The sequence below is a fragment of the Elusimicrobiales bacterium genome (assembly GCA_041651175.1).
Lineage (GTDB): Bacteria > Elusimicrobiota > Elusimicrobia > Elusimicrobiales > Elusimicrobiaceae > JAQTYB01.
In genome coordinates this window covers 78,414-105,270 of record JBAZJT010000009.1, presented here as the reverse complement: position 1 = coordinate 105,270, position 26,857 = coordinate 78,414, and the positions used below count along the sequence as shown (strand labels likewise).

The 26,857-nt window shown below is 56.9% G+C and carries 27 protein-coding genes, 1 tRNA gene and 1 CRISPR repeat array; of the genes, 13 read left to right on the top strand and 15 right to left on the bottom strand.

Features of this window, described 5'->3' with window-relative positions; all coding sequences use genetic code 11:
• The 6 genes from WC421_06805 to WC421_06780 form a co-directional block, all read left to right on the top strand.
• Positions 1-313: hypothetical protein (locus WC421_06805; GenBank protein MFA5161939.1), on the top strand; the 313-nt coding region annotated here is incomplete at its 5' end.
• Positions 277-1,671, top strand: a complete 1,395-nt coding sequence (gene glmU / locus WC421_06800; GenBank protein MFA5161938.1) for a bifunctional UDP-N-acetylglucosamine diphosphorylase/glucosamine-1-phosphate N-acetyltransferase GlmU — start codon at positions 277-279, stop codon at positions 1,669-1,671. The genes WC421_06805 and glmU, both read left to right, overlap by 37 nt.
• A gap of 4 nt (positions 1,672-1,675) precedes the next feature.
• Positions 1,676-2,623, top strand: coding sequence for a ribose-phosphate pyrophosphokinase (locus WC421_06795; protein ID MFA5161937.1), 948 nt, complete (start codon positions 1,676-1,678; stop codon positions 2,621-2,623).
• Positions 2,624-2,634: 11 nt separating this feature from the next.
• Positions 2,635-3,387 (top strand): 50S ribosomal protein L25, encoded by a 753-nt coding sequence (locus tag WC421_06790; protein MFA5161936.1) that lies wholly within the window; start codon positions 2,635-2,637, stop codon positions 3,385-3,387.
• Positions 3,388-3,987, top strand: coding sequence for an aminoacyl-tRNA hydrolase (pth, locus tag WC421_06785; protein ID MFA5161935.1), 600 nt, complete (start codon positions 3,388-3,390; stop codon positions 3,985-3,987). It begins immediately after the preceding gene.
• Positions 3,984-4,187: a hypothetical protein gene (locus WC421_06780; GenBank protein ID MFA5161934.1), complete on the top strand. Its 204-nt coding sequence runs from the start codon at positions 3,984-3,986 to the stop codon at positions 4,185-4,187. The genes pth and WC421_06780 overlap by 4 nt, the downstream gene beginning before the upstream one ends.
• A 120-nt stretch (positions 4,188-4,307) precedes the next feature.
• Here the strand turns inward: WC421_06780 and WC421_06775 are convergent, their stop codons facing one another.
• Together WC421_06775 and WC421_06770 are read right to left on the bottom strand one after the other, a co-directional pair.
• Positions 4,308-4,766 carry a hypothetical protein gene (locus WC421_06775; GenBank protein MFA5161933.1) on the bottom strand — a complete coding sequence of 153 codons (459 nt, stop codon included), beginning with the start codon at positions 4,764-4,766 and terminating at the stop codon, positions 4,308-4,310.
• Between the two features lie 112 nt (positions 4,767-4,878).
• Positions 4,879-5,547 (bottom strand): response regulator transcription factor, encoded by a 669-nt coding sequence (locus WC421_06770; protein ID MFA5161932.1) that lies wholly within the window; start codon positions 5,545-5,547, stop codon positions 4,879-4,881.
• Between the two features lie 78 nt (positions 5,548-5,625).
• Between WC421_06770 and WC421_06765 the strand changes: the two genes are divergently transcribed.
• The 7 genes from WC421_06765 (at position 5,626) to WC421_06735 (ending at position 9,654) form a co-directional block, all read left to right on the top strand.
• Positions 5,626-6,186, top strand: a complete 561-nt coding sequence (locus WC421_06765; GenBank protein MFA5161931.1) for an RNA polymerase sigma factor — start codon at positions 5,626-5,628, stop codon at positions 6,184-6,186.
• Between the two features lies 1 nt (position 6,187).
• Positions 6,188-6,646 carry a hypothetical protein gene (locus WC421_06760; protein MFA5161930.1) on the top strand — a complete coding sequence of 153 codons (459 nt, stop codon included), beginning with the start codon at positions 6,188-6,190 and terminating at the stop codon, positions 6,644-6,646.
• On the top strand, positions 6,643-7,770 hold the full coding sequence (locus WC421_06755) for a polymer-forming cytoskeletal protein (protein MFA5161929.1): 1,128 nt from the start codon (positions 6,643-6,645) through the stop codon (positions 7,768-7,770). Before WC421_06760 ends, WC421_06755 begins: the two co-directional genes overlap by 4 nt.
• 66 nt (positions 7,771-7,836) lie before the next feature.
• Positions 7,837-7,914, top strand: a tRNA-Asp gene (locus WC421_06750).
• Positions 7,915-8,148: 234 nt separating this feature from the next.
• Complete coding sequence (locus WC421_06745; protein MFA5161928.1) at positions 8,149-8,340, top strand: hypothetical protein; 192 nt, start codon at positions 8,149-8,151, stop codon at positions 8,338-8,340.
• A gap of 450 nt (positions 8,341-8,790) precedes the next feature.
• Positions 8,791-9,132 carry a hypothetical protein gene (locus WC421_06740; GenBank protein MFA5161927.1) on the top strand — a complete coding sequence of 114 codons (342 nt, stop codon included), beginning with the start codon at positions 8,791-8,793 and terminating at the stop codon, positions 9,130-9,132.
• A gap of 117 nt (positions 9,133-9,249) precedes the next feature.
• Complete coding sequence (locus WC421_06735; GenBank protein ID MFA5161926.1) at positions 9,250-9,654, top strand: hypothetical protein; 405 nt, start codon at positions 9,250-9,252, stop codon at positions 9,652-9,654.
• Here WC421_06735 and WC421_06730 read toward each other — a convergent pair.
• The 13 genes from WC421_06730 to WC421_06670 form a co-directional block, all read right to left on the bottom strand.
• The gene (locus WC421_06730) at positions 9,640-9,777 is read right to left on the bottom strand and encodes a hypothetical protein (GenBank protein ID MFA5161925.1); all 138 of its coding nucleotides are present in this window, start codon (positions 9,775-9,777) and stop codon (positions 9,640-9,642) included. The genes WC421_06735 and WC421_06730 overlap by 15 nt on opposite strands.
• Before the next feature lie 13 nt (positions 9,778-9,790).
• Positions 9,791-11,965, bottom strand: a complete 2,175-nt coding sequence (locus WC421_06725) for a phage/plasmid primase, P4 family (protein ID MFA5161924.1) — start codon at positions 11,963-11,965, stop codon at positions 9,791-9,793.
• Positions 11,966-12,118: 153 nt separating this feature from the next.
• The gene (locus tag WC421_06720) at positions 12,119-13,189 is read right to left on the bottom strand and encodes a hypothetical protein (protein ID MFA5161923.1); all 1,071 of its coding nucleotides are present in this window, start codon (positions 13,187-13,189) and stop codon (positions 12,119-12,121) included.
• 824 nt (positions 13,190-14,013) lie between these two features.
• Positions 14,014-14,930: a CRISPR direct-repeat array (repeat unit 32 nt; unit sequence GTTTCAACCCACGCCCCCGCATGGGGGGCGAC).
• Between the two features lie 174 nt (positions 14,931-15,104).
• Positions 15,105-15,395: a CRISPR-associated endonuclease Cas2 gene (gene cas2 / locus WC421_06715; GenBank protein ID MFA5161922.1), complete on the bottom strand. Its 291-nt coding sequence runs from the start codon at positions 15,393-15,395 to the stop codon at positions 15,105-15,107.
• Positions 15,396-15,404: 9 nt separating this feature from the next.
• Positions 15,405-16,436, bottom strand: a complete 1,032-nt coding sequence (cas1c, locus tag WC421_06710; protein ID MFA5161921.1) for a type I-C CRISPR-associated endonuclease Cas1c — start codon at positions 16,434-16,436, stop codon at positions 15,405-15,407.
• Positions 16,433-17,065 carry a CRISPR-associated protein Cas4 gene (gene cas4, locus WC421_06705; GenBank protein ID MFA5161920.1) on the bottom strand — a complete coding sequence of 211 codons (633 nt, stop codon included), beginning with the start codon at positions 17,063-17,065 and terminating at the stop codon, positions 16,433-16,435. Before cas4 ends, cas1c begins: the two co-directional genes overlap by 4 nt.
• Positions 17,065-17,985: a type I-C CRISPR-associated protein Cas7/Csd2 gene (cas7c, locus tag WC421_06700; protein MFA5161919.1), complete on the bottom strand. Its 921-nt coding sequence runs from the start codon at positions 17,983-17,985 to the stop codon at positions 17,065-17,067. Before cas7c ends, cas4 begins: the two co-directional genes overlap by 1 nt.
• A gap of 11 nt (positions 17,986-17,996) precedes the next feature.
• Complete coding sequence (gene cas8c, locus WC421_06695) at positions 17,997-19,718, bottom strand: type I-C CRISPR-associated protein Cas8c/Csd1 (protein MFA5161918.1); 1,722 nt, start codon at positions 19,716-19,718, stop codon at positions 17,997-17,999.
• Positions 19,715-20,413, bottom strand: a complete 699-nt coding sequence (gene cas5c / locus WC421_06690; protein ID MFA5161917.1) for a type I-C CRISPR-associated protein Cas5c — start codon at positions 20,411-20,413, stop codon at positions 19,715-19,717. The genes cas8c and cas5c overlap by 4 nt, the downstream gene beginning before the upstream one ends.
• A gap of 7 nt (positions 20,414-20,420) precedes the next feature.
• Entirely contained in the window at positions 20,421-22,538 is a 2,118-nt protein-coding gene (gene cas3, locus WC421_06685; GenBank protein ID MFA5161916.1) for a CRISPR-associated helicase Cas3', read from the bottom strand.
• A gap of 84 nt (positions 22,539-22,622) precedes the next feature.
• Positions 22,623-23,429, bottom strand: coding sequence for an SWIM zinc finger family protein (locus WC421_06680; protein MFA5161915.1), 807 nt, complete (start codon positions 23,427-23,429; stop codon positions 22,623-22,625).
• An 11-nt stretch (positions 23,430-23,440) separates the two neighbouring features.
• Positions 23,441-26,179, bottom strand: coding sequence for a DEAD/DEAH box helicase (locus WC421_06675; GenBank protein MFA5161914.1), 2,739 nt, complete (start codon positions 26,177-26,179; stop codon positions 23,441-23,443).
• Between the two features lie 58 nt (positions 26,180-26,237).
• A complete protein-coding gene (locus WC421_06670; protein ID MFA5161913.1) occupies positions 26,238-26,735 on the bottom strand; it encodes a flavodoxin in 498 nt (165 codons plus the stop codon).
• Between the last annotated feature and the right edge of the window lie 122 nt (positions 26,736-26,857).

The following is a 26,857-nucleotide window of genomic DNA, read 5'->3' as shown; positions in this document are numbered from 1 at the left end:
TCCATTTCCAGCGTCATGGCTTAGTTTACGAACGACGGAGCGCAAACGGACGATTTCAGCGCGGTTCAGGCTCATCTTGTGTTGGAAACGAGCATTCCTTCAGGCTCATCTTGCATTGGATAATTCTAACAGGGTTTTCCGTCTGGCCTTTTTGGTACAATCATATGAGCCTGCCGGGAGCCTGCGTATTCTGCGCCAACCGGCTGTTGTCCCGGAACAGGCCCGGCGTCCGCGCGCGGCGTTGCCGCGCGGGGTTGTTTTGTTTTCCGAATTGCTATGGCAAAAAAACGTTTTGACGATACCGGTGTTTTGATACTGGCCGCGGGGCTTGGCACCCGCATGAAGTCCGAGCTGCCCAAAGTGCTGCATCAGGCGGGCGGCAGGCCGCTTCTCGCGCACGTGATGCGCGCGGCGGACGCATTGTCCCCCGCCGGCATGTGCGTGGTGGCCGGACACAAGGCGCAACTGGTGCGGGCGGAGATTGCCGCCAACGCCGCGAAGTGGGGCGTTAAATCCGGCTGCGAGATTATAGAGCAGAAAGAGCTTACCGGCAGCGGCACGGCCGTAAAAGAGGCGCGGGCCTTCATAAAAAAATTCTCCCGGGTGCTGATACTCTGCGGCGACGCGCCGCTTCTGCGCCCGGCCTCGCTGTCCGGGATGGCGGGATTGGGCGGCTCCGTTGTGGTGCTTTCGGCGGACGTGCCCGACCCCGGCGGCTACGGCAGAATTGTCCGCAAACAAAACGGAGACGTAGAGAAAATCGTGGAAGAGGCGAACGCCTCCCCTGAAATAGCCGCCATTACCGAGATAAATTCCGGCATTTACCTTTTTGAATCCGCCGCGCTGCTGGCCGCGCTGCCAAAGCTCCGGCCCAACCCGCCCAAGAACGAATACTATCTTACCGACGCGGTGGAGCTTATTGCCGCCTCCGGCGGCAGGGTCCGCGCCAGCCGCGCCGCCGATTATACGGAGACGATGGGCATAAACTCCCGCCGGCAGCTGGCGGACGCGGACAAGCTGCTGCGCGCCCGCAAAGCGGACGAGCTGATGGACTGCGGCGTTACTATCTACGATCCGGGCGCGGTCTGCATAGACGACTCCGTTTCCGTCGGCGCCGACACCGTCATTTACCCCGGCACCCATATTTACGGCGACACTGTCATCGGAAAAGGCTGCGAGATAGGCCCTTTCGCCGTCATAAAAGACTCCCGCGCGGGCGAGGGGTGCAAAATACTCTCCGGCTCCCTGGTGTATGAAAGCGAGTTGGCCCGCGGCTGCACTATCGGCCCGTACGCGCGCATACGGCCCGGCTGCCGGCTGGAGGCCAACGCAAAGGCCGGAAATTTCTGCGAGCTTAAGGCCGCGAAAATAGGCGAAGGCTCCAAGGTCCCGCACCTGAGCTATGTGGGCGACGCCGAGATTGGCGCGCGCGTCAACATCGGCGCTGGAACCATCACCTGCAATTACGACGGCGTAAAAAAGCACAGAACGGTTATAGGCGACGGGGCTTTCATAGGCTCCAACGTAAACCTCGTCGCGCCGGTTGAGGTGGGGCGGGGCGCGAAAATAGGCGCCGGCTCCACCATAACCGAGGATGTCCCCGCGGACGCGCTGGCCATAGCCCGCGCCCGCCAGATAGTCAAGCAGAAAACTCCGGCAAAGGCGAGGTGAACCCGTGGAACTGCGCAGAATCGGCTCCCTGAAGCTGTTTTCCGGCAATGCTAACCTGCCCCTGGCGGCGGACATCGCCAAGGCGCTCAAAACCCGGCTGGGCGAAATCCGCGTGGAGCGGTTTGCCGACGGAGAAACCAATGTCCAGATTCTTGAGAATGTGCGCGGCTGCGATTGTTATGTGATAGAGCCGTCCTGCCCCCCGGTGAATCACAACACGATGGAACTGTTGATAATGATAGATGCGCTCAAGCGCGCCAGCGCGGGCCGCATCAACGCTGTGATTCCCTATTACGGCTACGGCCGGGCGGACCGCAAAACCTGTCCCCGCGTTCCCATCACCGCCAAGCTGGTGGCGGATCTGCTTACCGTCGCCGGCGCCCACCGCGTCATGGCCATAGACCTGCACGCGGGCCAGATACAGGGATTTTTCGACATTCCGGTGGACCATCTTCAGGCGGCGCCGGCTTTCGTGGAGTATTTCAGGAAGCAGAACTACAAGAATCCGGTTGTGGTCTCGCCGGACGTGGGCGGGGTGGAGCGCGCGCGGCAGACGGCCAAGAAGCTGAACGCCGGCCTTGTCATCATAGACAAACGCCGCCCCCGCCCCAACGAGGCGCACGTCTACAATGTCATCGGCGACGTGTCCGACACCACCGCGATTATCGTGGATGATATCGTGGACACCGCCGGCACGTTGGTGGCCGTGGCCAACGCCGTCAAGAAATGCGGCGCGGCGCGGGTGATAGCGGCCTGCACGCACGGGGTGCTGTCTGCCAACGCGGTGGAAAAAATCAACCGTTCCGTCATAGAGCTTATGCTGATAACCGACACCCTGCCGCCCCGCGTCAACGGCAGCAGGAAAATAAAGGTGTTGTCCGCCGCCAAAATACTGGCGGAGGCGATACAGCGCAACCATAACGGGCTGTCCATAAGCGAACTTTTTGATTAACAGGAGGAAGTATGCAAGAACTAAGCATAACCGCGCAGCTCCGCCAGAAAACGGGCGGCAAGGGGCTCTTAAGCTCCCTGCGGCGCGATAAGAAAATTCCCGGCGTGGTCTACGGCGGCGAGAAGCCGCCGGTAACCATCTCGGTTGCGGAAAAGGATTTGCAGCGGCTCCAGAAGTCCGGCAGCAATTCCATAATAAACCTGTCCGCCGAAGACTGGACTGACAAGGTTATCATCAAGCAGATTCAGGGCCATGTGATCACGCTTGATCCGGTGCATGTGGATTTCCTGCGCATCTCCATGAAGAAGAAGCTGGAAATAACCGTGCCCATACGGCTGCACGGCGACAGCAAGGTGATGAAGGAGACCGGCGCGCTTATGGAACATGCGTTGCGCGAGCTTGACGTGCGCTGCCTGCCCGCGGACATCCCGTCCGAAATCGCCGTGGATGTTGCCAATCTGGTGCTTAACCAGGCGGTTACCGTGGCGGACCTGCAGCTGCCGCCCGGCGTGGAATCCCTGGGCGAGCCGACGACTCTGGTTGTCCACCTCGTCATACCCAAGGAAGAGGTGGTGGAAGAGGCCGCGGCTGCGGAAGGCGGCGCGGCGGAGCCGGAAGTTATCGCCAAGGGCAAGAAGGAAGAGGAAGGCGCCGAAGGCGCGGCCCCGGCGGCGGGCAAGGACGGCAAAGCCGCGGCCCCCGCAGGCAAGGACGCCAAGGCCCCCGCCGCGAAAGCGGCGCCGGCCAAGCCGGAGAAGAAATAGTTGTCCGGCGGCGCGCTGGTTATCGCAGGGCTTGGAAATCCCGGCCCGCGCTACGCGCGCACGCGCCACAACGCCGGCTTCATGCTGGCCGACGAGGTGGCGCGGCGCGCGGGCGCGGAGGGATGGCAGTCCTGGCGGGGCATGGGCCAGTGCGCGCGCGGCGAACACGCCGGAAGGAAATTCTGGCTTGTGAAGCCGCAGACGTTTATGAATGATTCGGGCGTGATGGTCCGCGCCTTCGCGGATTATCACGGGGCGGCGCGCGGGGACGTGCTGGTCTGCTGCGACGATATCGCGCTGGAGCTGGGCCGGATACGGATACGCGGCGGCGGCTCCAGCGGCGGGCATAACGGGGTCAAAAGCGTCATCGCCCATCTGGGCGGCATGGATTTCCCGCGGCTGCGCATGGGCATAGGCCCCCGCCCCGCGTGGATGGAGGGTGCCGCCTTCGTGCTGGAGCGTTTTTCGGAAACCGAGCGGGAGCCGCTTTCGCAGATGCTGGACGAGGCGGCCAAAGCCGCGCTGGAGATAGTGGAGAACGGCGTGGAGGCGGCGATGAACAGGCACAACCGCGCGCCGGACGGGGGCAAGCCTAAATGATTACCGAAATCGTTCTGGGATTTTTGCTTATCGCGCTGGGTTATTGCTATCTGGCGAGACCGGATGTCGTCTCGCGCATAAACACCCTCATAAAAAACACCGTTCTGAATGATTCCTACATCGCGCTGGAGCGCAGGAAGATAGGCGTGTTCCTTCTGCTCGCCGGCGTGTTCTTCCTGCTGGCGGCTTTCGCGCGCTGATACACCCGTTTTCCGAAATCCAATTGCGGAGAATTTGCACACACAGGGGCGGACGCCGGAGGGGGATAGGTTCCGGCATCCGCCTTTTTTCGCCCGCGCATGGCGCGCGGACAATTTTTATTACAGGGGTTTTCGTCCTCTTTTCGCCAAAGACGCCTGCGCCGGCCCCAGTGCCGCGTGCATTCCGGCTATCAGGTGGCGCAGCAACAGCTCGCGCCTGCCGCTGTCCAGATTCACAAAACAGACCCCTATGTCGTAGTCGTCCTCAAGCGTCATTTCCACCAGAGTCACCTTGCCCAGCACTTCCAGCTTGTCGTCTTCCTGCGGCTTGGCCATGCGCGGCTGCGACGCTAGGAATTTGGCCCAGCCGGGGATGCGCAGCTCGAGGCGGAGTATATCGCCAATTCCGAACAGCTCTTTGCTGGCGAATACGAAACCGCCGCTGCGCCCGTGCGCGGAGGCCGCATGCCGGCGCTCTTCCTCGTTCATGGAGCCCTGGCGTGTCTTGGCGCAGGACGCCACATAGGAAGGGTTCAGCCGCGCGTAGCGCCGCTTCTTGCCGTAGTCTGGAAACATCATAGCCTGCCTCCGTTTATCCCCTCCGATAGGATACTGCGGCGGACGATTTCCCGTAATCGGGAAAAAACTGAATTTTTTGTAGGAAATCGCCCGCGGTTTTAAGGGAAAAGCCCTACAACTTGTCCGGCTGTTCGCTTTCCTGAATCCACTGGACGGCGCGCTGTATAAGCTCGGTTGCGTTGGCTATGCCCAGCTTGGCCTTGATACGTTCCCGGTATGCCTGCACCGTTTTCACGCTGAGGTTGAAACTTTCCGCTATTTCCCGTGTCGTGCGCCCGCGCCCCATTGCGCGGAAAATCTCAATTTCCCGGTCGGAGAGCCTTTTGTCCGGCGTGCGGCTTGAATCGCCAGAATCCAGCAGGCTGACCAGAACGTCGTTTTTAAGCTCTTCCTTTATGAAAATCTCCCCGGCCAGCACCCTGTCTATGGCGACAAGCACGGTGTCGAACGGCTCGGTCTTCATCACATAGCCGCTGGCGCCGGCGCGCAGCGCGCGGGCGGCGTAGGTCTGCTCGTCGTGCATGGAAAACACCAGAAAGCTGGTGCGGGGCAGCATGGCCTTAAGCTCGCGCACAAGCTCCAGCCCGCTGCCGTCCGGCATGGAAATGTCCAGGATGACCACGTCGGGGGAAGTCTTTTTTATCAGCGCCCTGGCCTGGGAGAGGTTGCAGGCCTCTCCGGCGAATATATGGCTGGTCTTGGCCTTGATCATGTCGGCCAGCGCGCTGCGCATCATCGGATGGTCGTCTACCACCGCTATTTTTCGTTTGACTTCGGACATAGTGCCCCCGGTGTTCGCATATAGTATCCTAGATTATACACAAAGCGCAACCGCAAGTGAACGGGAGCCGTATATTTAATGATGGATGAAAGGGTGCTGGATAACTGCCTTCGGGGCGATGAAGCCGCGTATGAGGAATTGCTGAATATTCACAAAAACCGGATTTTCAGCTTCATACTGCGCTTTGCCGCCGCTCCGGAGGACGCCGAGGATATTGCCCAGACTGTTTTCCTGAAGGTTTTCGCCAATCTGGCCTCTTATGACAGGCGGCGGCCTTTCATGACCTGGCTGTTTGCGATAGCGCATAACTGCTGCATGGACCATTTGCGGAAAAAAAGGCCGGAACAGCTGTCGCTGGATGATGAGGAGCGCCCGCTTGAAATAGAGGATCCCTCCTCCTCCACGGAAGCGGCGGCGGCCCGGAATTTTGAGCATGAAGAGGCCGAGGCGCTGCTTGCCCGCCTGCCGCCGCTGTACCGGGAGGCGCTGCTGCTGCAATACCGGGAGGGGATGGGCTGCTCCGAAATCGCCGCCGTTCTGGGTGTGCCGGAGGGGACTGTCAAAGCCCGGCTGTTCCGGGCGCGTGCGTTGCTGATGAAAAAAATGCAACCCGCCGGGACGGGAGGACGTATCACTTGATATGAGCGGAGACCGGGACATAATAACCCTTATGAAAGCGCTGCCGGAGCGCGCCCCCTCGCCGGATTTCAACGCGAAGGTGCTGCGGCGGCTTGGGCTGGCGGCGCGGCGCAGCGCATTTCCGGGCTGGATTATGCTGGCGGAAGAAATATCCGTCTCGGCCTCCGCCTGCTGGCTTGCGCTGGCGGTTTACTGGGTGGCGAAGCTGGCCGCCTCGCGCCCCGGGCTTATGGCGGAGCTGGCCGCTCCGGGCGTATTATCCGCCCGGCTGAAGCTGCTGGCGGTTGACACCCTGGCTTTTGCCGGCCATGCCGCAGGCCTGGCCGGAACCGCGCTCAAGTTATGCCTGTGCGGTTTTGACGCCGCCGGCTGCGCCGCGCGGCTTATTGTGGCGGCGCTGGTGGCGGCGGCGGCGATAGCCGCCCTCTCAAAACAACATCACAAAGGAGCAAGTGTATGAAAATGAACATGATTCTGGCCGCGCTGCTGCTTGCGGCGGCGCCCTGCCGGGCCTGGGGCTGGCACAGCCATCATTCGGGCAAAATAAGCCATGAGCCCGTAGTCATAGCCCAGGGGCAGACCGCGCACGGGGACATAACCACCGACAAATCAGTGCAGGTTGACGGAGTGCTGGATGGCGATTGCGCCGCGCTGGGCGGGCCGGTTACGGTGTCGCCCTCCGGCAGGATAACGGGAGACCTGGTTTCCATGGGCGGGCCGGTGTCGGTGTCGGGGACGGTGGACGGCGATATAACCGCTTTCGGCGCGCCGGTGGAACTGAGCGGTTCCGCCGGAGGCGACATCTCCTCCCTGGGCGGCGGAGTAACCATGCTGTCTTCTGCCACGGTGAGCGGGGACGTTTCCGCGCTGGGCGGGCGCGTGGAAAAATCGGGCGGAGTGCGGCTCAAGGGCGATATTGACCAGGCTGATTTGAAGCTGCTGCGCCGGCTGCTGCCGCATATGGCGCGGTTGCGCGGCATGGAAGGCAATCCGCTCGGCAAAATCGCGCTGCTGGGAGCCTTCGGGATGGGGCTTGTGGTATTTATTGCGGCGGCGTCGGCGATGCTGCTGCTTATGCTTATCGCGCCGGTATTTTTCCCCAAAAATGTTGAGGCCGCGTCGCAAGCCCTGCGCGCCGATTTCTGGAAGGCGTCCGGCGCCGGGCTTCTGATTGTGCTGGCGGTTTTCCCCTGTCTGCTGGGGCTGCTGGTGTCCATATTGGGGATACCGCTTATTCCGCTGGCGCTGCTTGTTCTGGTTGCGGCCAAGATACTGGGCGCGGCGGCTTTCATGGACGTGCTGTCGCGCAGGTTTTTTGACGGCATCGGCAGGCCGGTCCCCGGCAGGCTGGCCGCCCGGGTGGCGGCGGGGTATTCTCTGATAGTGGCAGCCATGCTGCTGGGGCATATCATTCCCGTTATGGGCTGGCTGCTGACGCTGCCCGCGCTTTTTGTGGTGGCTTTCGGCGTGATGTCGGGGCTTGGCTCGGTCTGGCTGACCAGATTCGGAACCCGGCGCTGCCCGCCGCCTCAGGCCGCCGCGCCCGATGTTCCGCCCGCCGCGCCGCCTGCCTCCGTCGTTTAGACTGGCATGTGCATGCGCGGAGGTTGCACTTGCCCGTCAATTCAGCTAAAATAGAAAGCACGTCGTGGGGACGTGGTGTAGCTTGGTTAACACGCTGCCCTGTCAAGGCAGAGACCGCGGGTTCAAATCCCGTCGTCCCCGCCAGTCTTGACCAAATTCTGCTACCGAACTCCGGTGGCAGTTTTTGTTTGCAGTGGCATTTGGCCCCCGCCGTTCTGCAAAACCGTCCCCCCTAAATACTTCCCGCATATCGCCGGATAACAGCCGTTTATCCAGCGCTTTCTGCAAATCCCCGACGGGAAGCTCCCGCAGGCGCACCTCAATGCGGTTTGTGGATATAATCACCCGCTCCACCAAAAGCCTGATAATCCGCATCTTATGTTCCAGCGGAATCCGGTTGATAAACAGCGCGAATCGCTTGAATACGCCCTGCACTGCGTCCACATCGTAAACCGCTCGTTGGCGGTGCGCTATGATGGCTTCCAGTTGCGCGATTCGCGCCGTAATCTCAACCTTTGCGCTTTCCAGCCGCGCAAGCTCGTCGGCTGTCTGTTTCGTCGCGCCGCCTGACTTTGCCATTTCCACAAGCCCTTGTATCTGCGTCTGCAAACCGTTCAAATGCTCCTGTAATTTCCGCTTCTCGGCTTCCAATGGGCCGATGCTCGCTTTTGTCAACTTTTGCGCCTTGGCCAGCACATCCTCCAGAAATGGCCTGTCCCAGCCGATAGCCGCCAGCTTTTCAATGATGAATTCCTCTAACTTCCGCGCGCCAATGCTTGTGAACGCGCATTTGTCGCCCAAGTTCGTTTTTTGTCCGAGGCATTTGTAATACAGGTAAACCTTGTCCTTTTTAGGCCGGATATACGGCGTTACCGCGCTGCCGCATTCGCCGCAGCGAATCATGCCTTTGAGCAGAAAGCCGTATTTGTTGGCGGCATAATGCACTTCCCCGCCGCGATGGTTGCGCGATGCTAGTAATTTCTGGACATATTCAAATTGCGCTGTTTCGATTATGGGCGTGTGTTGTCCGGGGAATTCCTGTCCGGTCCGCTCGTTGCGGACAATGCCGGTATAGACTTTGCGCTGAAGCACACGCAACACGCCGTCCATATCAAACGGCTGCCCGCCATAGGGTTTACCCGTCAGCGTCTGGTATGCTTTGCGCCGAAAGCCCAGTCGGTTCAATTCCTCTGCGACGCGGATTGTGGATTGGTGTTGGATATAGAGCGCAAAGATGCGACGCACCAGTTCGGCTTCTTTCTCGTTCACCACCAGCAGCTTATCTTTCGCGTCATAGCCCAACGGCGGCAACCCGCCGCACCACAAGCCTTTCTTCGCCCGCGACAGGTGGAAATCCTTTGAGCGCTCTTGGTCCAACTCGCGGTCATACTGCGCGAATTGCACCATAATCGCCGTCATAAGCCGACCCTGAGGGCTTTTGGTGTCTATGCTCTCCGTCGCCGAGATAAACGCGACATTATGCTTTTCAAAAAGCTCCAGCAAATAATGAAAATCCTTGCTGTTGCGCGTAAGCCGGTCCAGCTTGTAGACGATCACGCCGTCTATCTTGCCTTCGCCGATGATTTTAAGAAGCCGTTGCATGGCCGGGCGTTTCAGGCTCTTGCCGGACTCGGCGGGGTCGTCAAACACTTCAGGATATTCCTGCCACCCGTTTGCCTGCTGAATGTTGATGTAGCTCCGGCAGCAGGATTTCTGGCTGTCCAGCGATGTGACATTGTTGCCAAGGTTCTCGTCGTTGGATTTGCGCGTGTAAACCGCAATCAGCTTAATCTTTTTAGTTTCCGCGATTTTGTCAGCTGTCATATAATTATCCTCCACCATGAAGGGTACAGTCATTCCCGCCGAACATCAAGGGTTTTGTGAACCCGCTTCAGGCAGCATATTATCGGCGAATTCGCCCAGCAAATCATGCTCGGCGAGGTATATAAAGCCTTCAGCAAAGGCTTCCGCCAGCGCGTCCATTCGTTCTTCCAGCGTTATGGGCATGTTTGGAATCCTGTTAATCTGCATAGCGTTCGTCCTCCGGCAAATCTGCGTCGGCTTGCCCGACTACCGCGACCGGCTGTTCATCTGACCACCACACGCCAATCCAAACGCGCTGACGTTGCCTGTCAAGCATTGCGCGCCCTTCCGCGAGCTTCATGCTGTCCGCCAGCCGCTTGTTAAAATTGCGGACGCTTACAGGACGCAAACCTTCCGCTTCGCACCATTGTTTGTAAACTTCATAGACAACGGCCTTGCCCAGTTCACGACCTTCTGCTTTTTCAAGCCGCTCCTCAGCGAACTGGAACGCGCTGTCGCAATCCTTGCGGTAACGATTTCCTGCTTCGCGCACGCTGACACAATCGCTGAACCCCTGCTGTTCTTCAAGGCGTCTCAAACCGCGCAGCGCGTATCCAAGCAAAGCGGCGCGCGCCTGCGGTGTGGTGAGTTTTTCCACCAGCGTTCTGTCGGCCTGCACGCCTTCAAAAGTGTTGGGGAACGGGATGATAAGCCAACGCCTGAAAAATGCGTTGGTGGTGTCCTTGCTGCGCGGCAACTCATTGGCGCTGAATATAAGCCTTGCCGTCGTGGCCAACACAAACGGATGCGCGTGTTTGCGCTCCGCTTTTATCGTGTCGCCGGATACCAGGGCTTTGAATATGTCGCTCTGCTCCAACCCGCGCGACGGCAAGTCCGGGTAACAGTTCAGCAACTTGCCCTGCAATTCCGCCAAGGCAAACCGGTTTTCGCTGAAGTCCTGCAACCCGACATGGGACACGTTTTCAGCGCCCAGGAAACTTATCAGCGCGGAAAGGAATGTGCTTTTCCCGTTCGCGCCGAAACCCGTCAGCATGAACGCTTTTTGGAACTTTGTGGTGGGCCGGACAAGATAGCCCAGCAATTCCTCGGCAAGCACAAGCGCGTCCGGAGGAAACACCTCTTGCAGAAACTTGCCCACGATTGCGTCGCGCGCATCAGGCAGATAATCGGCGTTGATTTTGAAGGTGCAATGATAATCCGGCGAGTGCGGCAATAATTCATCCGTCCGCCAATCCACCATGCCGTTGCCGACACAAACAAGCCGCTGCACATGTGTGTTCAACGCCGGTTCAGGCTGTTTTGTGCTTTCGCGGATAAGCGCGCAGACTGATTCCAATCTGTCAGGTTTTGACCTGTCCAGCAAGAACCGGTGCGCCATGTTGCGGGCTGACGATTCGCCGGATTCATAGACACCGTCACGATACACCAGCAGCCGCACGCCGCGTCCGGCATCGTCAATCGGCGTGGATAAAAACCTATGCTCCGACTGCAATTCTTCGGCCAGCCTGTTTGGCAGGAATTCTTTGCCGCTGAAAAAACGCTTAATATTTGTGTCGGGTTGTTGTTTGCCGGTGGTTGCTTCTGCGGTTTGGGTTGCCTCCGCTGCTTGCGCGGAATACTCAGGCGCGTTCAAAGCCAGCGCTATCAATTCTTTTGCGCTATGCCCTGCGCTTATCCAATCTGATACATCCTCGCCCTTCCTGGCAACGCCCGGCAGTTCCACCAGCTTTACGCTTCGGGCAATGCCGGCTAGACTTTTGCAGATTTGCCGGGCATGTTTTCGTCCCACCTCGTCGTTGTCCGGGATAACGGCGATGTACATCTCAGTGAAGAAGCTGCTATATTCGTCGCGCCATTTGCCGGCTCCACCGGGGTTGCAGGTGGCGGTGAAACCATGCGAACGCAAAGTTTCCACATCCTTCTCGCCTTCCACGATGAATACGGTTTCGTCGCGGTCCATCGCTTCAATAAGCTCCGGCAACCGATAAGGCACACGGCGCACGCATTCAAGGTTCCATATCCAACCACCGCTGCCATCCGGACGGCGCTGCCGGAAATCCTTCGGCACATAACGAACCATTTGGAAAAGCAAATCGCCTTGCTCGTCCTTATAATCATAGGCGGCGAGTATTTCATGCCGCACTTTGGCAATATGCGGGATTGATTCAGCTGGCAAGCCGAGCTTTCGGGCAAACTCTTTCAGCCCGCCGCTGCCGCAGCCGGCATGGCAGGTCCACACCCCATCCTCCACATTGAAAGAAAACGAGGCCTGCCGGTCGTCATGGAACGGGCATTTGCCGGAACGCTGGCCGTTCCGCCCGCGCTTGATTCCTTCTATATGACCCGCAAAAAAAGTTTCCGTGTCTGCCATAACTCGCACTCTCCGGGCTTGCGGGCCACAAGGACAATGGAAAAAACACTCAGTGGCGCAAGCTGTAACGCTTCACCATTAAGTTTACCGCCCGTCCCGAGAGGGATAAAATACCGCCTCGCGGAGGGGTTTTATGTAATTACCCGGGGGATTTCAGGCGCGTACCGGAGGGGTCGCTATAAGCAGCACGTTTTCGCCGGTCAGCATGATGTCTACAGAGGGGGTTTTATCAGCCGCGATTCCGAGGTTATGGCGCAGGTTCTTGACGTAATCTTTCATCCGCGATTTCTTGCACTGGATGGTCTCTTTAGCCGTACCGAAAGTTTCCTCGCCGCCGGAAAGGCTGTCGTAGGTTTTTGTAATGCTAAGTTTTTTGCCGTGGTTTTTTATCAGATGGCACAAAAGCTTGAATTCCAAAGTGCGGTTGGAAGCGAATGGGTAACGGTTGTTCTTGTAAAACGCCACACCGTCGGCTTCGTTGACGCGCAAGCCGCCATATGCCAGCCAGTAGCCTTCAATATCTTTTATTTCCTGAGGACTCCGTTCAAAGCGCACAAGAATATTCAACAGCCCCGGCTTATCCTCGTCGTAATCAGCGTCCTGAATGCTTATGTAACTTTTGCCGGCAAGGCTCAGCAGCAACTCGCCCAGGCGGAGCCGCTCGCGGAACTCTTGGAGCAAGTGGAACGGGTCTTCACGCGCCAAAATGGCAGGCCGGTGTTGCTCAAAATCAGCATGCTCCAGTTTGGCGGTGACGTAAAATGTCGCGCCAAAGCGTATATAGCTGGGGCCGAACAGGCTTTCTATGACATCCATGCCGGTTTGGTAGGGAAAATAGTTTATCTCCCGACAATGGCATTGCCCCGCTTCATAGGCCTGCAAGTATCGCGCAAGAAAGGCTTCAAGACCTTTCCGGTCGCGCAGTTGTAATTCGTAAGCCGAAAATCCGCCCTTGCCGGGGTTTTCCGCCAGCGCGAGAAAATCCTTTGTCAGCGGGACAACGTTGCCTTTGCGCAAAGCCGGATACCGGCAATCCTTGGCTGCGCCGGTATATCGGATGGAAATGAATTTGCCGGTTTCGGTATAGTCCAAATCCGCAAGCAAAGCATTCAGGTAACCGGCCTTTATATACGAGCACTTGAACGCTTCCTGATACGCATTGTGAAGCAGGAAAATAAAAAAGTCCGTGGTCACCGAATATAGATATTGGTTGTCAGTTCCCATTGCTAAACCCTCACTTGAAATCGCGCATCAAAACGATGGCCTGAACGGCTGGCGTTTAAAGATTCTCCAAAATTCAGGGGCCGGCGGCAAATGCTGCCCATGACCGGGTTCGAGGCGGTAAGCCACCCGCTAACTTGTATTGTGTGGCGGACCAACTGACCGGGAAGACCGGGTTTGCGCCACTATCCTACTTTTACACATCCAGCCTCATATCCCCGTATTTTGAAGAAGTCGCGCAGTGGAAAATACCCGGTCTTCCCGGTCAAACCCGGTCAGACACGGTATTCCCAACTTGCTTAACGGTGGTTTTTGGACACCATCGTTTGAGAACACCAAATCCAAAGATAATGTGCAGCCGCAAAGCGGCAAGGGGCTTATGGATTTGAGGACATCCAACCCGCAAAACCGACTGCCCCAGCCTATAGGCGGGTCATTTCCTCCCGGCTTTTTGACTATAGACCGCGCGATGCCTAAACGCGCGCGCGTGCAAAACTGTAAAAAGGCACATGTTCGCGCGCGCGTCGGAGCGAAGAAAATGAATATGTTGCAAAAACGCCATCTGTGCCGATTCCAGACGGGCCGGATATGGAAATACCCGCAAAATGGCGGGGCACCCCCCCTTGCGAATTATGGACGCGTTTGCGCATAGGCCGGGTACGGTCTATATCATAAAAGTTGGGAGGAAATGAGCCGCCTATCCGGTCAACAGCTATACAACTTGCAGGATTTTTTTTGTTTGCCTTGGTCAGCCTCCTTTCCATACAAGCAGATACCGACATGGTGGGCAACTACAGCGGCACACCGGCCTGAGCAAAATGCCTAGCGTTTCAACCCACGCCCCCGCATGGGGGGCGACACAAGGGTACATCTGGCCTGCCAGTATTACGACGAGTTTCAACCCACGCCCCCGCATGGGGGGCGACATGCGCGCCAGATAGCTTTTCCCGACGCGGAACAGGTTTCAACCCACGCCCCCGCATGGGGGGCGACCGTAGTCCGCCGCGCGTGTAAAGTCAAGTTTGCAGTTTCAACCCACGCCCCCGCATGGGGGGCGACACCCGCCTTCGGGGGCGAAGCGTCTGGCAAGGTGCCAGTTTCAACCCACGCCCCCGCATGGGGGGCGACACCCGCCTTCGGGGGCGAAGCGTCTGGCAAGGTGCCAGTTTCAACCCACGCCCCCGCATGGGGGGCGACACTTTTGTTCCTCGAGATTTTTTATCTGCTGATACTGGTTTCAACCCACGCCCCCGCATGGGGGGCGACACGAAATAGCCCGCAGTCTATTTCAGGCCATAAGCAGTTTCAACCCACGCCCCCGCATGGGGGGCGACACTCGCTATCCAGCCATCCGCGGAATCCGGGTTGAGTGTTTCAACCCACGCCCCCGCATGGGGGGCGACACCCGGCGTGGATAGCGCTTATTATTACGAGGACCAGTTTCAACCCACGCCCCCGCATGGGGGGCGACACCGGGGGCAAACACCGACGTACTGGTCATAGCCGCGTTTCAACCCACGCCCCCGCATGGGGGGCGACACCCAGTAAGCGCGCCGCCAGCACTTCCCGCGGGAGCGCGTTTCAACCCACGCCCCCGCATGGGGGGCGACCACCTCCCAGTGCTATAAATCCCCCGGTCCCTACGGTTTCAACCCACGCCCCCGCATGGGGGGCGACCACGGTTAAACGCGACATGGCACGCGTTGCGGCGGTTTCAACCCACGCCCCCGCATGGGGGGCGACACATACACCTGAATTCTGCTTATGCTGCAAGTGTATTTTCAGCAATTTCTGCGAATTTGGGCAATGCACCGTCAAATTGCTCTTGCCGCATCGCATACCGTGCGATTTGCAACAATACAAAACTGTTTCCGCGAACCCCACTGGCCATGTCTCCCAACTTCAGGTTCGCACCCGCTCATAAAATCAGCGGGCCTTCCAAATCCATGGAACATTTAGCGCCGACATGTTCCACTTTATGCTGCCAATTGGAACCCATATAGTAGAAACGCAAGCTATCCTTTGCAGGGTCTATCTCATCTATCAAACGATTTTTGAGCTTTACCCAAACGGCCGGATCCACCACACACTCAAATACCGAAAATTGTACACGTTGGCCGTAATCCTGGCAGGCTTTTGCCACACGGCGCAGCCGTCTTGCGCCGGCCTTTTCATCCTTAGCCACATCATAAGTTACCAGCACCATCATGTTACAACCTCACTTCCACAGAAAAGCGGGATACCCGTCAATATCGCCGCGCAAATGTCTTGCAAGCAAAAGCGCCTGAATATAAAACAGTAGACCCGTCTCAACCGTTTCCTGCAAATAGGGATGCGTTATTTCCTCCTGCTTGCGTTTTTGATAGGCGGTCAGAAGCGTCTTCCTGCCTTTATCGGAAAGCAGAACCGCGCCTGTCTCCGCTTTGGTAAAATCATTGCCTGAGAGTTGTTCCCGATTTATCAGGGAGAGCGCCAGCCTGTCCGCGATAACAGGACGCCATTCTTCCATCATGTCCAGCGCAAGGCTTGCTCTGCCGGGCCTGTCCTTGTGCATGAAACCGACACAGGAATCCAACCCCACCGTCTCAAGCGCGGCGCGCACATCGTGCATAAGCAAAGTGTAGATAAACGAAAGCAGGCAATTGACATTGTCCAGCGGCGGACGGCGGTTGCGCTCGTCGAAATTGAAAGCGTCTTTCTGCGCCAGAATCAGGTTATTGAACACGGAAAAATACAGTTTTGCCGCCTCGCCCTCTACGCCCCGCAGGAAATCCAGCGTCGCGCAGCTTTGCGCTTTTTTCACCGAATGGGCAAGAGCGTTGACGGCAGCTTCAACCGCCTGCCTGTCTATTTTATCGCCGTGATCGCGCAAGGCGCGGCAAAGCACGCTGCGGCAGTTGTAAATTTTGCCGATGGTAAATGCGCGCGCGATTGCAAGGCATTCCGTTTCGGTGTCCGCAACACGGTATTGCTTGCGCCGCAAAAGCACGTTGCCGGATATTTTCCCCTGCACGCTCGCCAAAAATCTGCCGTACTCGGTCAGAAAACTGACCGTAATGCCGCTTTCGGCGCAAAATCCCAGCAGAAAAGGGCTGCAAGCCACATTGCCGAAACACACTATGCCGCCCAATGCGATGGCGGGAACTTGCAGCAGTTTTTCCCTGTCCGCGCTGACGACAATGGTTTCCCCCTCCTTTGACAGGTACGAACCTTGAGTGGTAACAAACAAAGTGTTCAGATATTTTTTCACAGGTCAGCAAGAGCCTCGTTGAAATAACCGGCCACCGGTTTTGCCGCATACATGGTTTTCGGCAGGCAAACGCCGATAAAAGAGCAAGCCTGGCATTGCGGGCAGTAACACGGCTTCGGCGTTGCCGCGGTGGAGATGAACTCATGCAAAAGCCGGGCGGTTTCAATGGTTTTTTCGCGCAGTTGCGCGGTGAACTGCACCTCGTGACGGCGGCGCACTTTGCCGTAAAATATGGCCCCCGACGGTATCGCCGTTTTCAGCATTTCCTCAAGGCACAACGCCTGCGCGCAAAGCTGCACATTGTCGCAATCGTCTGACTTTTGCCTGCCGCGTTTATACTCAACGGGGAAAACAACGGGGACACCGGTTCCGCCGTCGCGGAATTCAACAATGTCAGCCTTTCCCGACAAGCCAAGCTCGCGCGAAACCAGCGCCAGCCCGCGCTCAACCCGAACGCCCGGCAGCGTCTGATGCCCCTCGTCATGCGCGCGCTCGTGCATAACCCTGCCTTCGGCAGTGTGCGCATTCTCCGTCCATGACTGCTCTATGTGGATAAGCGCGCACTGCCGCCGGCAGAATATGAAATGCTGCAACGCCGACAAAGGCAGCAATTCCTCGTCGGAGTACATCAGATTTTGTCGTCTATCACGGTTACGCGGGGCGGAACAGCCGCGCGATTGATGTCTACCTTATAATCCGTGAATTCCCGCGCCGGTTTTGCCGCATCTGTCGCTCTGGTTATTTTAACCAAATCAAACAGCTTGCTGGCGGGAGCGCTGCCCATTGCGTCATCATGCTTGAAGATGACCAGTTTTCTGGCGGACATAAGGCCGCGCGCTGCGGAGCGGTCATGCTCAAACATGTTGACCAGCGAGTTCCAGAAAAGTTCCAAATCCGCGTCGTTAAAACCGGTTTGGGAAGCAAGCGGCGCGGAGATGAAACCATGCGCGACATAAATGCCGTAAGGAATGGTGGTTTTGCGGCCCATAGTGCGATTATCGCCGGATTGCTTTTCGGCCTCGGCCTCGGTCGCCACCGCCATGCGGGTGATGGAATGTTCCAATGTAACCACAGGGTCCACTGAACGGGCAAAAGTAAGCTGCACGGGGCCACGCACCTGACCGGCGTTGGCACCGGTACTCATCACAGCTCCGAAGGTGCGGATGTCATAGTAGTTTTTGCACATCTGCACACGACCCTTTTCCACCTCGCCGCCCTGTGCCTCCCCCTTGCTGTTTCGTTTTTTGCCATCCTTTACATCATTGGGTTCTTTTTCAAGGTCAATGCCGAGTTTGGCGTAGGCATCAGCGATATTTTTGTTCAGCACGGCTTTTTCTTTCACGAATATATCATGGCCATCGGAACATTTTTTATCGAGTTGCACATAGTTGCGCACTTTGCGTTTTAGGCAGACATCGGTGACAATGCCGCGTCCGGTTTCGGGGTCTATGCGTGGCAGGTTGCCTGCGTCCGGGTCACCGTTGGGATTGCCGTCCTGCACATCGAATACGTAAACGAAGTCATAGCGGTTCTTGATTGTGTCGGTCATAGCGGTCTCCTTTATTTGTCTTCCTTTTTGGTGTAAAAGTCCTGCTTCTGGTGATAGTAGCCGATTGCGAAGCGGCCCTGGTCGGCCAGCGGCAAATGGGTTGGATAGCCGTTTGCGTCCACGCCGGCATGTATCTCGCCGAGCAGTTTTTCGAATTGGATACGCCGTCCATCGGAGAGTTTCGCCAGATGATGGTTTTTGAGGCGCATCAGATTGCCAAAAACCACTATCGGCGTTCCCGATGCCGCGCCGTAAAACCTCTCGCGGATTGTGGCGGAACCGTTTGCCTCTTCCTGTATTTTTTCCAGCGCGGCAAACAGCCTGCCGAGCAGGTAGCCAGCCGATCTGTTTTCTTTGTCCAAGCTCACTTTGAGTTCCTCCTCTGCTGATGGATTTTTATATCTTGCGGAACGGTTGATGCAGGCTTTTATAAGCGCAGCGCGCGGGTAATTGATTTCATGCTCAGCGCGGATGCGGTTTATGGCAGCTTGCAACAGTGTTTGCGGATAGGGCAGCCCTTCCAGTATGGCCCGCATGGTTTCTCCTGCGAGATTGGGCGGGATATTTTCGGATTTGCTGTTTGCCGCGGTTGAAACAAGCAATCGGAAAAGCGGCAATGCGTCTTTTTCCTTCGGGCCATGCGTTATCTTGATATCGTTAAAATGCCGCGCAATATTTTCAGCCATAACCGCGACAGTTTGCGCAAACCAGAAACGGATTGATATGCGGGAAACATTGGGCGACAACCCCAGCACATAGAAGTTGGTTTCCCGCGCTTGCGGCGTGGAAAAAACGCCGGTCTGAACGGAAGTCAGAAAAGCTTCAATGGCGTGCAGATTGGCGTCCGGGTCGTCTTTGGGCGGCAAATTAAACAGGGCGGCGAAACCGCCCTCAAACGCGGTGTCTTTTGCCGCCCAGAACACTGTGCTGGCGTCGCCGACCTGAAGCCGTTGCGCGGAATCTTTTCGCAACAACTGATTTAGCGCTGTGGTATAGGCGAATTCGGCTTTTTCGCCAACAGGGGCGTTTTCGCCCTGCTTGCCAAACTTCTCATGGGAACAAAATGACGGCTGATTGAATGAAACTATGTTGCCGCCGCTTGGCTGCGCCCCCCACACGCCTTTTATCGCCGTATGCATTCTGGCTATTTTCCCGCGGATTCCTGAAACCAGACACAGACCGTCAACAGCATCATCGCTTTTCGCATCAGCCTGCGCGACGGCATGAACTGTCGGCATTTCAGGGATGATGCTATCGGCTCTGGCAATCCGAAAAGATACATTGCCGCCTTTTTCCAGCATTTGTTTCAAGGTTTCCGCGCATGACGGCAAATTTTCCAGCAAGGCCTTTTTGTTGTCCCGCATGAGGAATTTTTTTAGCGCCGTAATTTCCGGAATACGTTTTTCATCAAGTTCACAAACGCGGCGCACGAATTCGTTATGCCGTTTTGCATCGCCTTTTTCCGATATTCCAAGCGCATATTCCGGATTATCCCAAAGTAAATTGGAGGCAATCCCGCTGGAGCGCTTTATGGAATGCGGCACGAGGAAACGTTTGGCGCGCCGCTTTTTGCCCTCTCCCTCATAGGTGGATTCAATGTTTATAGGATTGCCGTCTGAATCCAGAACTATTATGAAAGGAATCTCTTTCCACTCAAGGCCATACGGCGCAATGCCGCTGTCCGGCAGCGCGGCTTTTCGTTCGTAATATTCATTTAACGCTTGAAGAATCATCTCATCACCTCCGCGCTGTTATGGTCCGGCACCGTGATTATGCCGTACTGCATCATCGCCCTGAAAAACAACGGCTTCGGGTTTTGCGGGTCGGCGTAATCCATATCGTAGAGCATTATGCTGAGGTCGCGGGTTTCGTTTATCGGCGTGGACGACTCTGCTTGAGGGTCAACCAGCCGCACATCAGCCGCGAATTCCCGGCAGCCGAGGTATGGCTGATTAAAGCACTGCCCTTTTTTCGCGCGGCGTTCAAACATCGCCGCGTATTTTGCGGGGGTTTCGTCTTTGCGCATTTCCGCGCGCTCATCTTCGTCGGAAAAGTTTTCCGGCAAGGGGTTTACGGTTTTTTGCCGTTTCTCCGTCGGGATGAACTCAAACTCGGCATGAAGCCGGTATTTCACGTCGCGCAGTATAAGTCCCGCGCGCTGCTGCCTGTCGTCCTCTATATATATGCCTTTTTTGCCGGGGGAGGCAACCCCGCCCACTTCGTTGCGCCTTATTGAAAACCATTTTATCGGCGCGAGAACCTCTATCTTTTTGATATGCCAGCGTATGGCCGGTTTCCACAACACCGCGTCAAATATGGCGCGCGCGGCGGACGGGGTGATAACGTCATAGCTCACCCGTTCAACTTTCATTTCAGGACGGGTAAAGCAGGCGTACGGCCCGCTCGCTTCCAGACAGAATCCTTTCATAATCCTCCTATGCCATCAAGGTTTCCGGCGGTATTTCGCCGTTCAAATCAAGTCCGGTTTGCTCATTATATGAAAGCAAGCCCTGTAAAAGAATTTCGTCTTCCAACTGTTCAAGTCTGCCGTCGGCTGCCATTTGAGGAACCAGCCGCGCGGGGATGTTGACCATATAACGTTGCAGGTTCCGCATTATCTCGCGCGTCGGCCCTGCGGCGCGCAAAGCAGCTATCAACTTTTCATTACCGCTGTAGCGGACTATCACGGGGCGGCTGTAATCGTCTATAAGACGGAACCAGTCCTCTGCCTTTCGAAATTGGAAGTCAACGGAACCGACATTCCTGACGAAGTAATCGTGAAATTCCTCTTTCCCGTTGCTGGTGCCTCTCTGATAAAAATTTTTGAAGTACTTCTTGAATGTTTCCGACTCATGCAGATTGCAACCAGATGAGCATTGCATTTCAATTGTTGTATCTCTGCCTTTTCTCAGTAACGGTGGCAGGCGTTCGTTTTCGGGGATAAATACATTAACTTCTCCCACCTTCAATTTCCCTTCCCGGTTGCAACGCCCTGCGGATTGGGCAATTGAATCCAGCCCCGCGCGGGCACGGTAGACTATGGGGAAATCTATATCAACCCCCGCTTCCACAAGTTGAGTGCTTACCACGCGCACCGGCTTTTTGTCAGAGAGCAATTTTTTTATTTTCGCTATCACTCCCGCCCTGTGTTGTCCGCACATAAGAGCGGAAAGATGTATGGTTCCCTCCGGCATAAGTCGGAACAGGTCGTAACAATCGCGGCGGGTATTTACCACGCAAAGGGCCTGTTCATGCTTTTGCAATTCTCCTGCAATGTCCTGCCATGAAATCGGAGCAGCATCGTGGGCGGCAATATTGTACTGCACCCTGCGTAAACGTTCATACAGTCTTGCGGATGCCGGTGTGATTTCGCGTGTGTCAGCTTCAAGCTCATCCCATGCAGGCTGCGTGGCGGTGGACAAAACAAAAGTTACGCCATAGCAACGCGTCAATTGCTTCATCGCGGTAACGCACGGGTGAAGCAATGTGGGCGGAAGCAATTGCGCCTCGTCGAGTATGACGACGCTGTTAACGATATTGTGCAGCTTGCGGCAACGCCCGGCTTTGGCGGCATATAACGACTCAAAAAACTGCACATTCGTGGTAACTATTACAGGGGCATCCCAGTTCTCGCAGGCGAGACGGGATTGTTCGGTTTCATTTTCCGGCTCCACAGTGCTGTGATGTTCAATCACATTTTCAGGCCCAAGTATTTTTTTTAGCGTGTCGGCTGTTTGCTCCAGAATGCTTGTATAAGGGATGACATAGATTATCCTGCTGCTTTGATGCCGCAACGCATGGCGAAATGCAAAAGCCATGCCGGACAATGTTTTCCCGCCGCCGGTAGGAACGCTCAAGCTGAAAAAACCGGGCGGCTGTTCCGCTGCCGTTTCGCAATAGCCGCGCACTTCCCGCCGGATAATGTTGACCGGACCGGGATTGGGGTCTGCCTCCATTTTCGCCATGTGCGCGAAAAAGCGCTCCGCCAACTTTTCCAAAGGCTCAAACTTCTCACGAAGACCGGCCCGTTCTTTGTTTTCGGCGGACTCGGCGTCAAGCCTGTCCGCATCCACGAGGCAGGAAAAAAGCAGACGTATCCACAAATGAATATATGCCTCGCCTTTATCGTCAGGACATGCTTTTAAGGGAGGAACCGGCGCATTTTTTCCAGGAACAAGGGCATCGGCGTAAGCAGTAATAGAAGACTGCATGGACTGTTTCTGCGCATCTAATTTGTATTTCAATCCATTGGCTCCGGATTGGGCCGTCTGCCAATCGGAAAGACCGGCGTGGTGTCCGGCGATTATATAGGCAAGAACTCTCCCGACGCCATCGCCATATTTGGAAACCGCATGGCACGCCCCGTAAATAGAATGCTGCGGATAAACGGAACAGGGTTGGCCCCCGCTGGATTGTTCAAGATATCGCTGCCATTGCGGCGAGGCTTTTCCGATATCGTGCAACAATCCTGCAAGTTCCGCCCATTTCGCGGAATCGAATTTCTCCGCAAAGGCGGCAGCGCGGCGCGCGACATTGCCGGAATGCTCATTCAGCGTTTGCCATTCCGGCTTGGGTTTGTTTTGCAGGCTGCGAGCAAGATAATTGTTGATATACCCCCCTTGCGGTATTCATTATAACTATTGTGCTGCGCGGCGGCCGCTCTTGGGAGCATGAATTTTTCGCGGTTCAGTTTTTCGCTGTTTTCCCTTCCGCAGAGAGGGCGGCGGCGCGAGTTCTATACCAAACACCTCTTCCAGATTTCTGTCCGAGAGCTTCTTGTGTTTGCCGCCTTTCCTGCCCCTGGCGATGACGCTGCCGGCCTGTGCCGAACCGACAAGCTCTTCATGATTGACGCCGCGCAACAAGAATAGAAGCTCCGGTTTTTCATCCAGACGCGCGCCCACTCCGTAGAGAACCGCCGCCACGTGCTTGCACATACCGGCCCAGTCCGGGCAGGAGCAGTTCAACGCGATTTCCTTCGGCAGAGGGAACAGCCCTTTGTCGCGGTTGGTAACAACCGCCATAACGGTGTCCGACAGTTTTCCGCGCAAAAGGTCCAGGAGGGACGCGACTTCCCCGCCACAGCATTTTTTGACCGCTTTCCACCGGTCATCCGGGAGCGGGTTCACCGCAACTTTGACAGTATAGAGGCGGGAGCCCATCACCCTGGCCTGTATCTCGCCTTTCTTGATATCAAGGTGGCAGACCGAACCGTTGCGAACGTATGACCGTCCGCGCGGCAGGCGGTTCTCGTAATCGCTGAATTTTTCCAGATGCGCGCACCAGGCCTTGCCCCAGAAGGTGCGGGCGATTTGCCGCCCTTCTATGCGGACCGGTGAAGCCGCTTCCCCCTTCTTGCGCAGCTTTTCCATTTGCAGAACCGCTTTGCGCCGCCGCTCCGCAACAGGCACATAAGGCCGCCATCCATATCCCCAAGAAGCCATTGCAATCCCCCCTATTCGTCGCCGCCAGCGGCGATTCCATGGACATCAAGCGAAACAAATTTTAGCAATTCGTCGTCCTTCATTTCTGTCATCAGCGCCTGCGAGCCGGTTTCCAGAAGGTCCCTGGCAAGCGTCGTTTTATCGCGTATCAGAGCGTCAATCTTTTCCTCTATCGTTCCTTTGCAGACAAACTTGTTCACCATCACATTGCGTTTTTGACCGATGCGGAATGCGCGGTCCGTGGCCTGATTCTCCACCGCGGGGTTCCACCAGCGGTCAAAATGTATGACATGCGAGGCCGCTGTAAGGTTGAGGCCCGTGCCGCCCGCCTTGAGCGAGAGGACGAAAAACGGCGGCCCGTCCTCGGACTGGAAGGCAGCCACCAGAGCTTTGCGTTTTTTCACCGGCACACCGCCGTGCAGGACCGCGCCGGGCCGCCTGAATATGCCCGCCATGAAATCCGCAAGCGGCCCGGTCATCTCGCGAAACTGGGTGAAGACGAGAACCTTCTCCTGCCGCGAGGCTATCTCTTCGGCGATTTCACGCAGCCGCGCGAACTTGCCGCTCTCGCCGGGCGCGTAGTCCCCTGTCCCAAGCCACTGCGCCGGATGGTTGCATATCTGCTTGAAACGCAACAGGAATGCGAGTATCGCGCCGCGTCGTTTGATGCCGTCCAGGCCGTTGAGTTGCTGCCGCAGTTCCTCCACCGAATCCTCATAGAGCGCGGCTTGCTTTCCGGTAAGCGGGCAGAAAGCCTGAACCTCGGTTTTATCCGGCAGGTCGGAGATGACGGAAGGGTCCGTTTTCAGGCGGCGCAGGATGTATGGCCGCGCCAATGTCCGAAGCGGGCCGTAGGCGTCCGTTTTTCCTTCTAACACCTTGGTAAAGGCATCAAACTCCTTGAGCGAGCCAAGCAACCCCGGACAGATAAAATCAAAAAGCGACCAGAGGTCGGTAAGCCGGTTCTCAATGGGCGTTCCGGTCAGCGCCACGCGCGAGTCGGCGCGAAGCTCCTTGACCGCGCGGGTCTGCCGTGCAGAGGGATTTTTTATCGCTTGCGCCTCGTCAATGACCGCAAGCCTCCATGACACATTTTTTAGCCACGGCTGGCGCAGGAGCATGCCGTAGGAGGTAAAGACGGCATCCACACCCGCAAGCGTCTTGTCCGGCTCGCGAGATAGCGCGGAAATTTCCTCCGCTTCCATCTCCGAAGGATGGATGAACTTAGCCGACAGCGTCGGCGCAAAACGCGCAATCTCGTCCCTCCAATTTGCTAGAAGCGAGGCCGGCAGCACTATGATTGAAGGACGCTTTATATCGCTGTCGCGCTTGAGGATGAGCAGGAGAGCCAGCACCTGCACGGTTTTCCCAAGGCCCATATCGTCGGCGAGACATGCGCCCAAACCCAGCCGCGACAGAAAACGCAGCCAGCCCACGCCCGCGCGCTGATATGGCCGCAAATCCGCCTTTAAGCCGCAGCCGGGCGTCTTATAATCCAGGGCCTGCGGCTCGCGCAATTCCCGCAATATGCCGGACAGTGTTTTGCCGGCTTCCACAAAAGCCCATTGGCGCGCGGCGTCATTATTGTCAACGCCGGACATGTCCATCGGCGCGCCGGAGAGCAGCCGCATGGCCTCCAGGAATGAAATGCCTTTCTCCCGCGCGGCTTTGCGGACTTTCTCCCAGTGCGACATGGCCTGCGCCAGTTTTTCCCGGTCCACCTCAACCCAGCGGCCCTTGAGGAGGACGAGACCAGACTCGGCTTGCAATAATCGCCGCCACTCCGTGTCGGAAAGGACTTCTCCGTCCAGCACGGTTTCCACATTGAAGTCCAGCATGGCCCCTGCGCCCAACCGCCCCGAAACTTTGTCGCCCACCCTCACCCGCACGACAGGGCGCGGACGCTTTTTCCACCAATCGGGAACACGCAGAAGCAACCCCGCTTCCTCCAGTATCGGCGCGTCCTGAAGAAAGCGATGCGCGTCAGCCGCCGTCCATGCCAGCGGATGAAAAACCTCGCCCGAATCCACCAATTCGCGGGCCAGCGCGCTTGTTTCGGACGCGCGCTGCACCGGCGTTAAAAGCTTCTCCAGCCCGGATTTGTTCTTTGCGCCAGCGTATTCTTCCAACGCTCTTGAGAGGGGCTGGTACTGAACCCTGCCCTGGCTGGATACGCGCGGCGCATAGGTGGCAAGGAAAGCGAAAGGACGTTCGGTGTCGCGCCTGTTCTCCGCCAAATGGAAGCAGACGCGCCCGACGCGATGCCATAGGGGGGCATGATTCTGCAGCCAAACGGATATCCCGCCCTTGCCCGCGACAATTTTGCCGCGCACACACTTGTCCAACTCCGCCCACACAGCCGTCAGTACGGCAGCGTTCAGGTATTCCGCACCGCGCATGGGCGGCGCGGACTGCAGGAGCCTGTCTATTTCAGAAGTTTCCGGCGGAGAAACGGGACTTATTTCTTCGCCCGTAATTTCAGGAATATGGCATAACGCAGTGAGGAAGCGGCTGGCAAAATCCCTCCAGTATGAAAACGCCGCAGGGAGAGTAGTCTGCGTCTCGGCTGTGGCCAGGTGGAGAAGACCCTCGGCGGAGCCTTTTCCGAAAGCGTCCGAAATTTGCCGGACTGTCGTTTCCGGCAGCGGGCAGCGGACGGATATTGCCGCTTCCGCGGATTCCACCCTGAGATGTCCAGCGGGAGTAAGGATGATATCAAGCGCATTCCCGCTGGCGATTGTTTTTGCCATGAGCGAAGATTACTTCAGGCACGTTTATGCCAAATTTTCTACTCGGGTTTCCAGACCATTAGTTAGCAGCAGTGGTTCCGATAAGCGTTTTTACAAAAGTGTCCAGTTGCGCCTCGTATGCCGGAGATTTGCCGATTTGCCGCTGCCTGAACCCGGCGGAAGCCTCGGCCTTTTTGCCGGAAAGCCCTTCCATCAGCCGCACGGTTTTCTCATGCCCGCTGCCGCCGAAAGTGGTGAAAAAAGCGACTTTCGGCAGTTTTCCCGTATTCATCTCAAGATATGCGCGCACTGCGGGAGTCATGTTCCAGGCCCAAACCGGCGTGCCGATTACAAGCAGCTTGTAATTTCCGGGTTTGGCCGAGGCCGGGGCATTTTCCGCAGGAATCTCCTTCATTGCGGCGCGCACAGCTTTCAGATAGCCAATGAATCCGGAGCGGTCGCTCAAATCCCGTATTTCCTCGGTATCCGCGCCAAGCCGCTGCGACAAATCCTGCGCGACTTTTTTGGTATAGCCAGTGCGCGAGTAGTAAACCACCAGAATTTCCTTGTCCGGCATTGTCTGCCTCCTTTACGGCGTGCCACTTTTTCCGATTATACAAAAGCCCGCAGTAGCGATGGCAAAGATGGAGTCGGACGTCAGCCCAGCGTGGGGAACTGTCGCTGGCACCGTGCCATCAC

What these genes read in the sequence shown, in the direction of transcription:
- glmU (MFA5161938.1), top strand. Translation starts at nt 277, where the DNA reads ATGGCAAAAAAACGTTTTGACGATACCGGTGTTTTGATACTGGCCGCG.
- WC421_06790 (MFA5161936.1), top strand. Translation starts at nt 2,635, where the DNA reads ATGCAAGAACTAAGCATAACCGCGCAGCTCCGCCAGAAAACGGGCGGC.
- WC421_06780 (MFA5161934.1), top strand. Translation starts at nt 3,984, where the DNA reads ATGATTACCGAAATCGTTCTGGGATTTTTGCTTATCGCGCTGGGTTAT.
- WC421_06775 (MFA5161933.1), bottom strand. Translation starts at nt 4,766, where the DNA reads ATGATGTTTCCAGACTACGGCAAGAAGCGGCGCTACGCGCGGCTGAAC.
- WC421_06770 (MFA5161932.1), bottom strand. Translation starts at nt 5,547, where the DNA reads ATGTCCGAAGTCAAACGAAAAATAGCGGTGGTAGACGACCATCCGATG.
- WC421_06765 (MFA5161931.1), top strand. Translation starts at nt 5,626, where the DNA reads ATGATGGATGAAAGGGTGCTGGATAACTGCCTTCGGGGCGATGAAGCC.
- WC421_06760 (MFA5161930.1), top strand. Translation starts at nt 6,188, where the DNA reads ATGAGCGGAGACCGGGACATAATAACCCTTATGAAAGCGCTGCCGGAG.
- WC421_06755 (MFA5161929.1), top strand. Translation starts at nt 6,643, where the DNA reads ATGAAAATGAACATGATTCTGGCCGCGCTGCTGCTTGCGGCGGCGCCC.
- WC421_06745 (MFA5161928.1), top strand. Translation starts at nt 8,149, where the DNA reads ATGTTCCAGCGGAATCCGGTTGATAAACAGCGCGAATCGCTTGAATAC.
- WC421_06735 (MFA5161926.1), top strand. Translation starts at nt 9,250, where the DNA reads ATGCTTTTCAAAAAGCTCCAGCAAATAATGAAAATCCTTGCTGTTGCG.
- WC421_06730 (MFA5161925.1), bottom strand. Translation starts at nt 9,777, where the DNA reads ATGCCCATAACGCTGGAAGAACGAATGGACGCGCTGGCGGAAGCCTTT.
- WC421_06725 (MFA5161924.1), bottom strand. Translation starts at nt 11,965, where the DNA reads ATGGCAGACACGGAAACTTTTTTTGCGGGTCATATAGAAGGAATCAAG.
- WC421_06720 (MFA5161923.1), bottom strand. Translation starts at nt 13,189, where the DNA reads ATGGGAACTGACAACCAATATCTATATTCGGTGACCACGGACTTTTTT.
- cas2 (MFA5161922.1), bottom strand. Translation starts at nt 15,395, where the DNA reads ATGATGGTGCTGGTAACTTATGATGTGGCTAAGGATGAAAAGGCCGGC.
- cas4 (MFA5161920.1), bottom strand. Translation starts at nt 17,065, where the DNA reads ATGTACTCCGACGAGGAATTGCTGCCTTTGTCGGCGTTGCAGCATTTC.
- cas7c (MFA5161919.1), bottom strand. Translation starts at nt 17,985, where the DNA reads ATGACCGACACAATCAAGAACCGCTATGACTTCGTTTACGTATTCGAT.
- cas8c (MFA5161918.1), bottom strand. Translation starts at nt 19,718, where the DNA reads ATGATTCTTCAAGCGTTAAATGAATATTACGAACGAAAAGCCGCGCTG.
- cas5c (MFA5161917.1), bottom strand. Translation starts at nt 20,413, where the DNA reads ATGAAAGGATTCTGTCTGGAAGCGAGCGGGCCGTACGCCTGCTTTACC.
- WC421_06680 (MFA5161915.1), bottom strand. Translation starts at nt 23,429, where the DNA reads ATGGCTTCTTGGGGATATGGATGGCGGCCTTATGTGCCTGTTGCGGAG.
- WC421_06675 (MFA5161914.1), bottom strand. Translation starts at nt 26,179, where the DNA reads ATGGCAAAAACAATCGCCAGCGGGAATGCGCTTGATATCATCCTTACT.
- WC421_06670 (MFA5161913.1), bottom strand. Translation starts at nt 26,735, where the DNA reads ATGCCGGACAAGGAAATTCTGGTGGTTTACTACTCGCGCACTGGCTAT.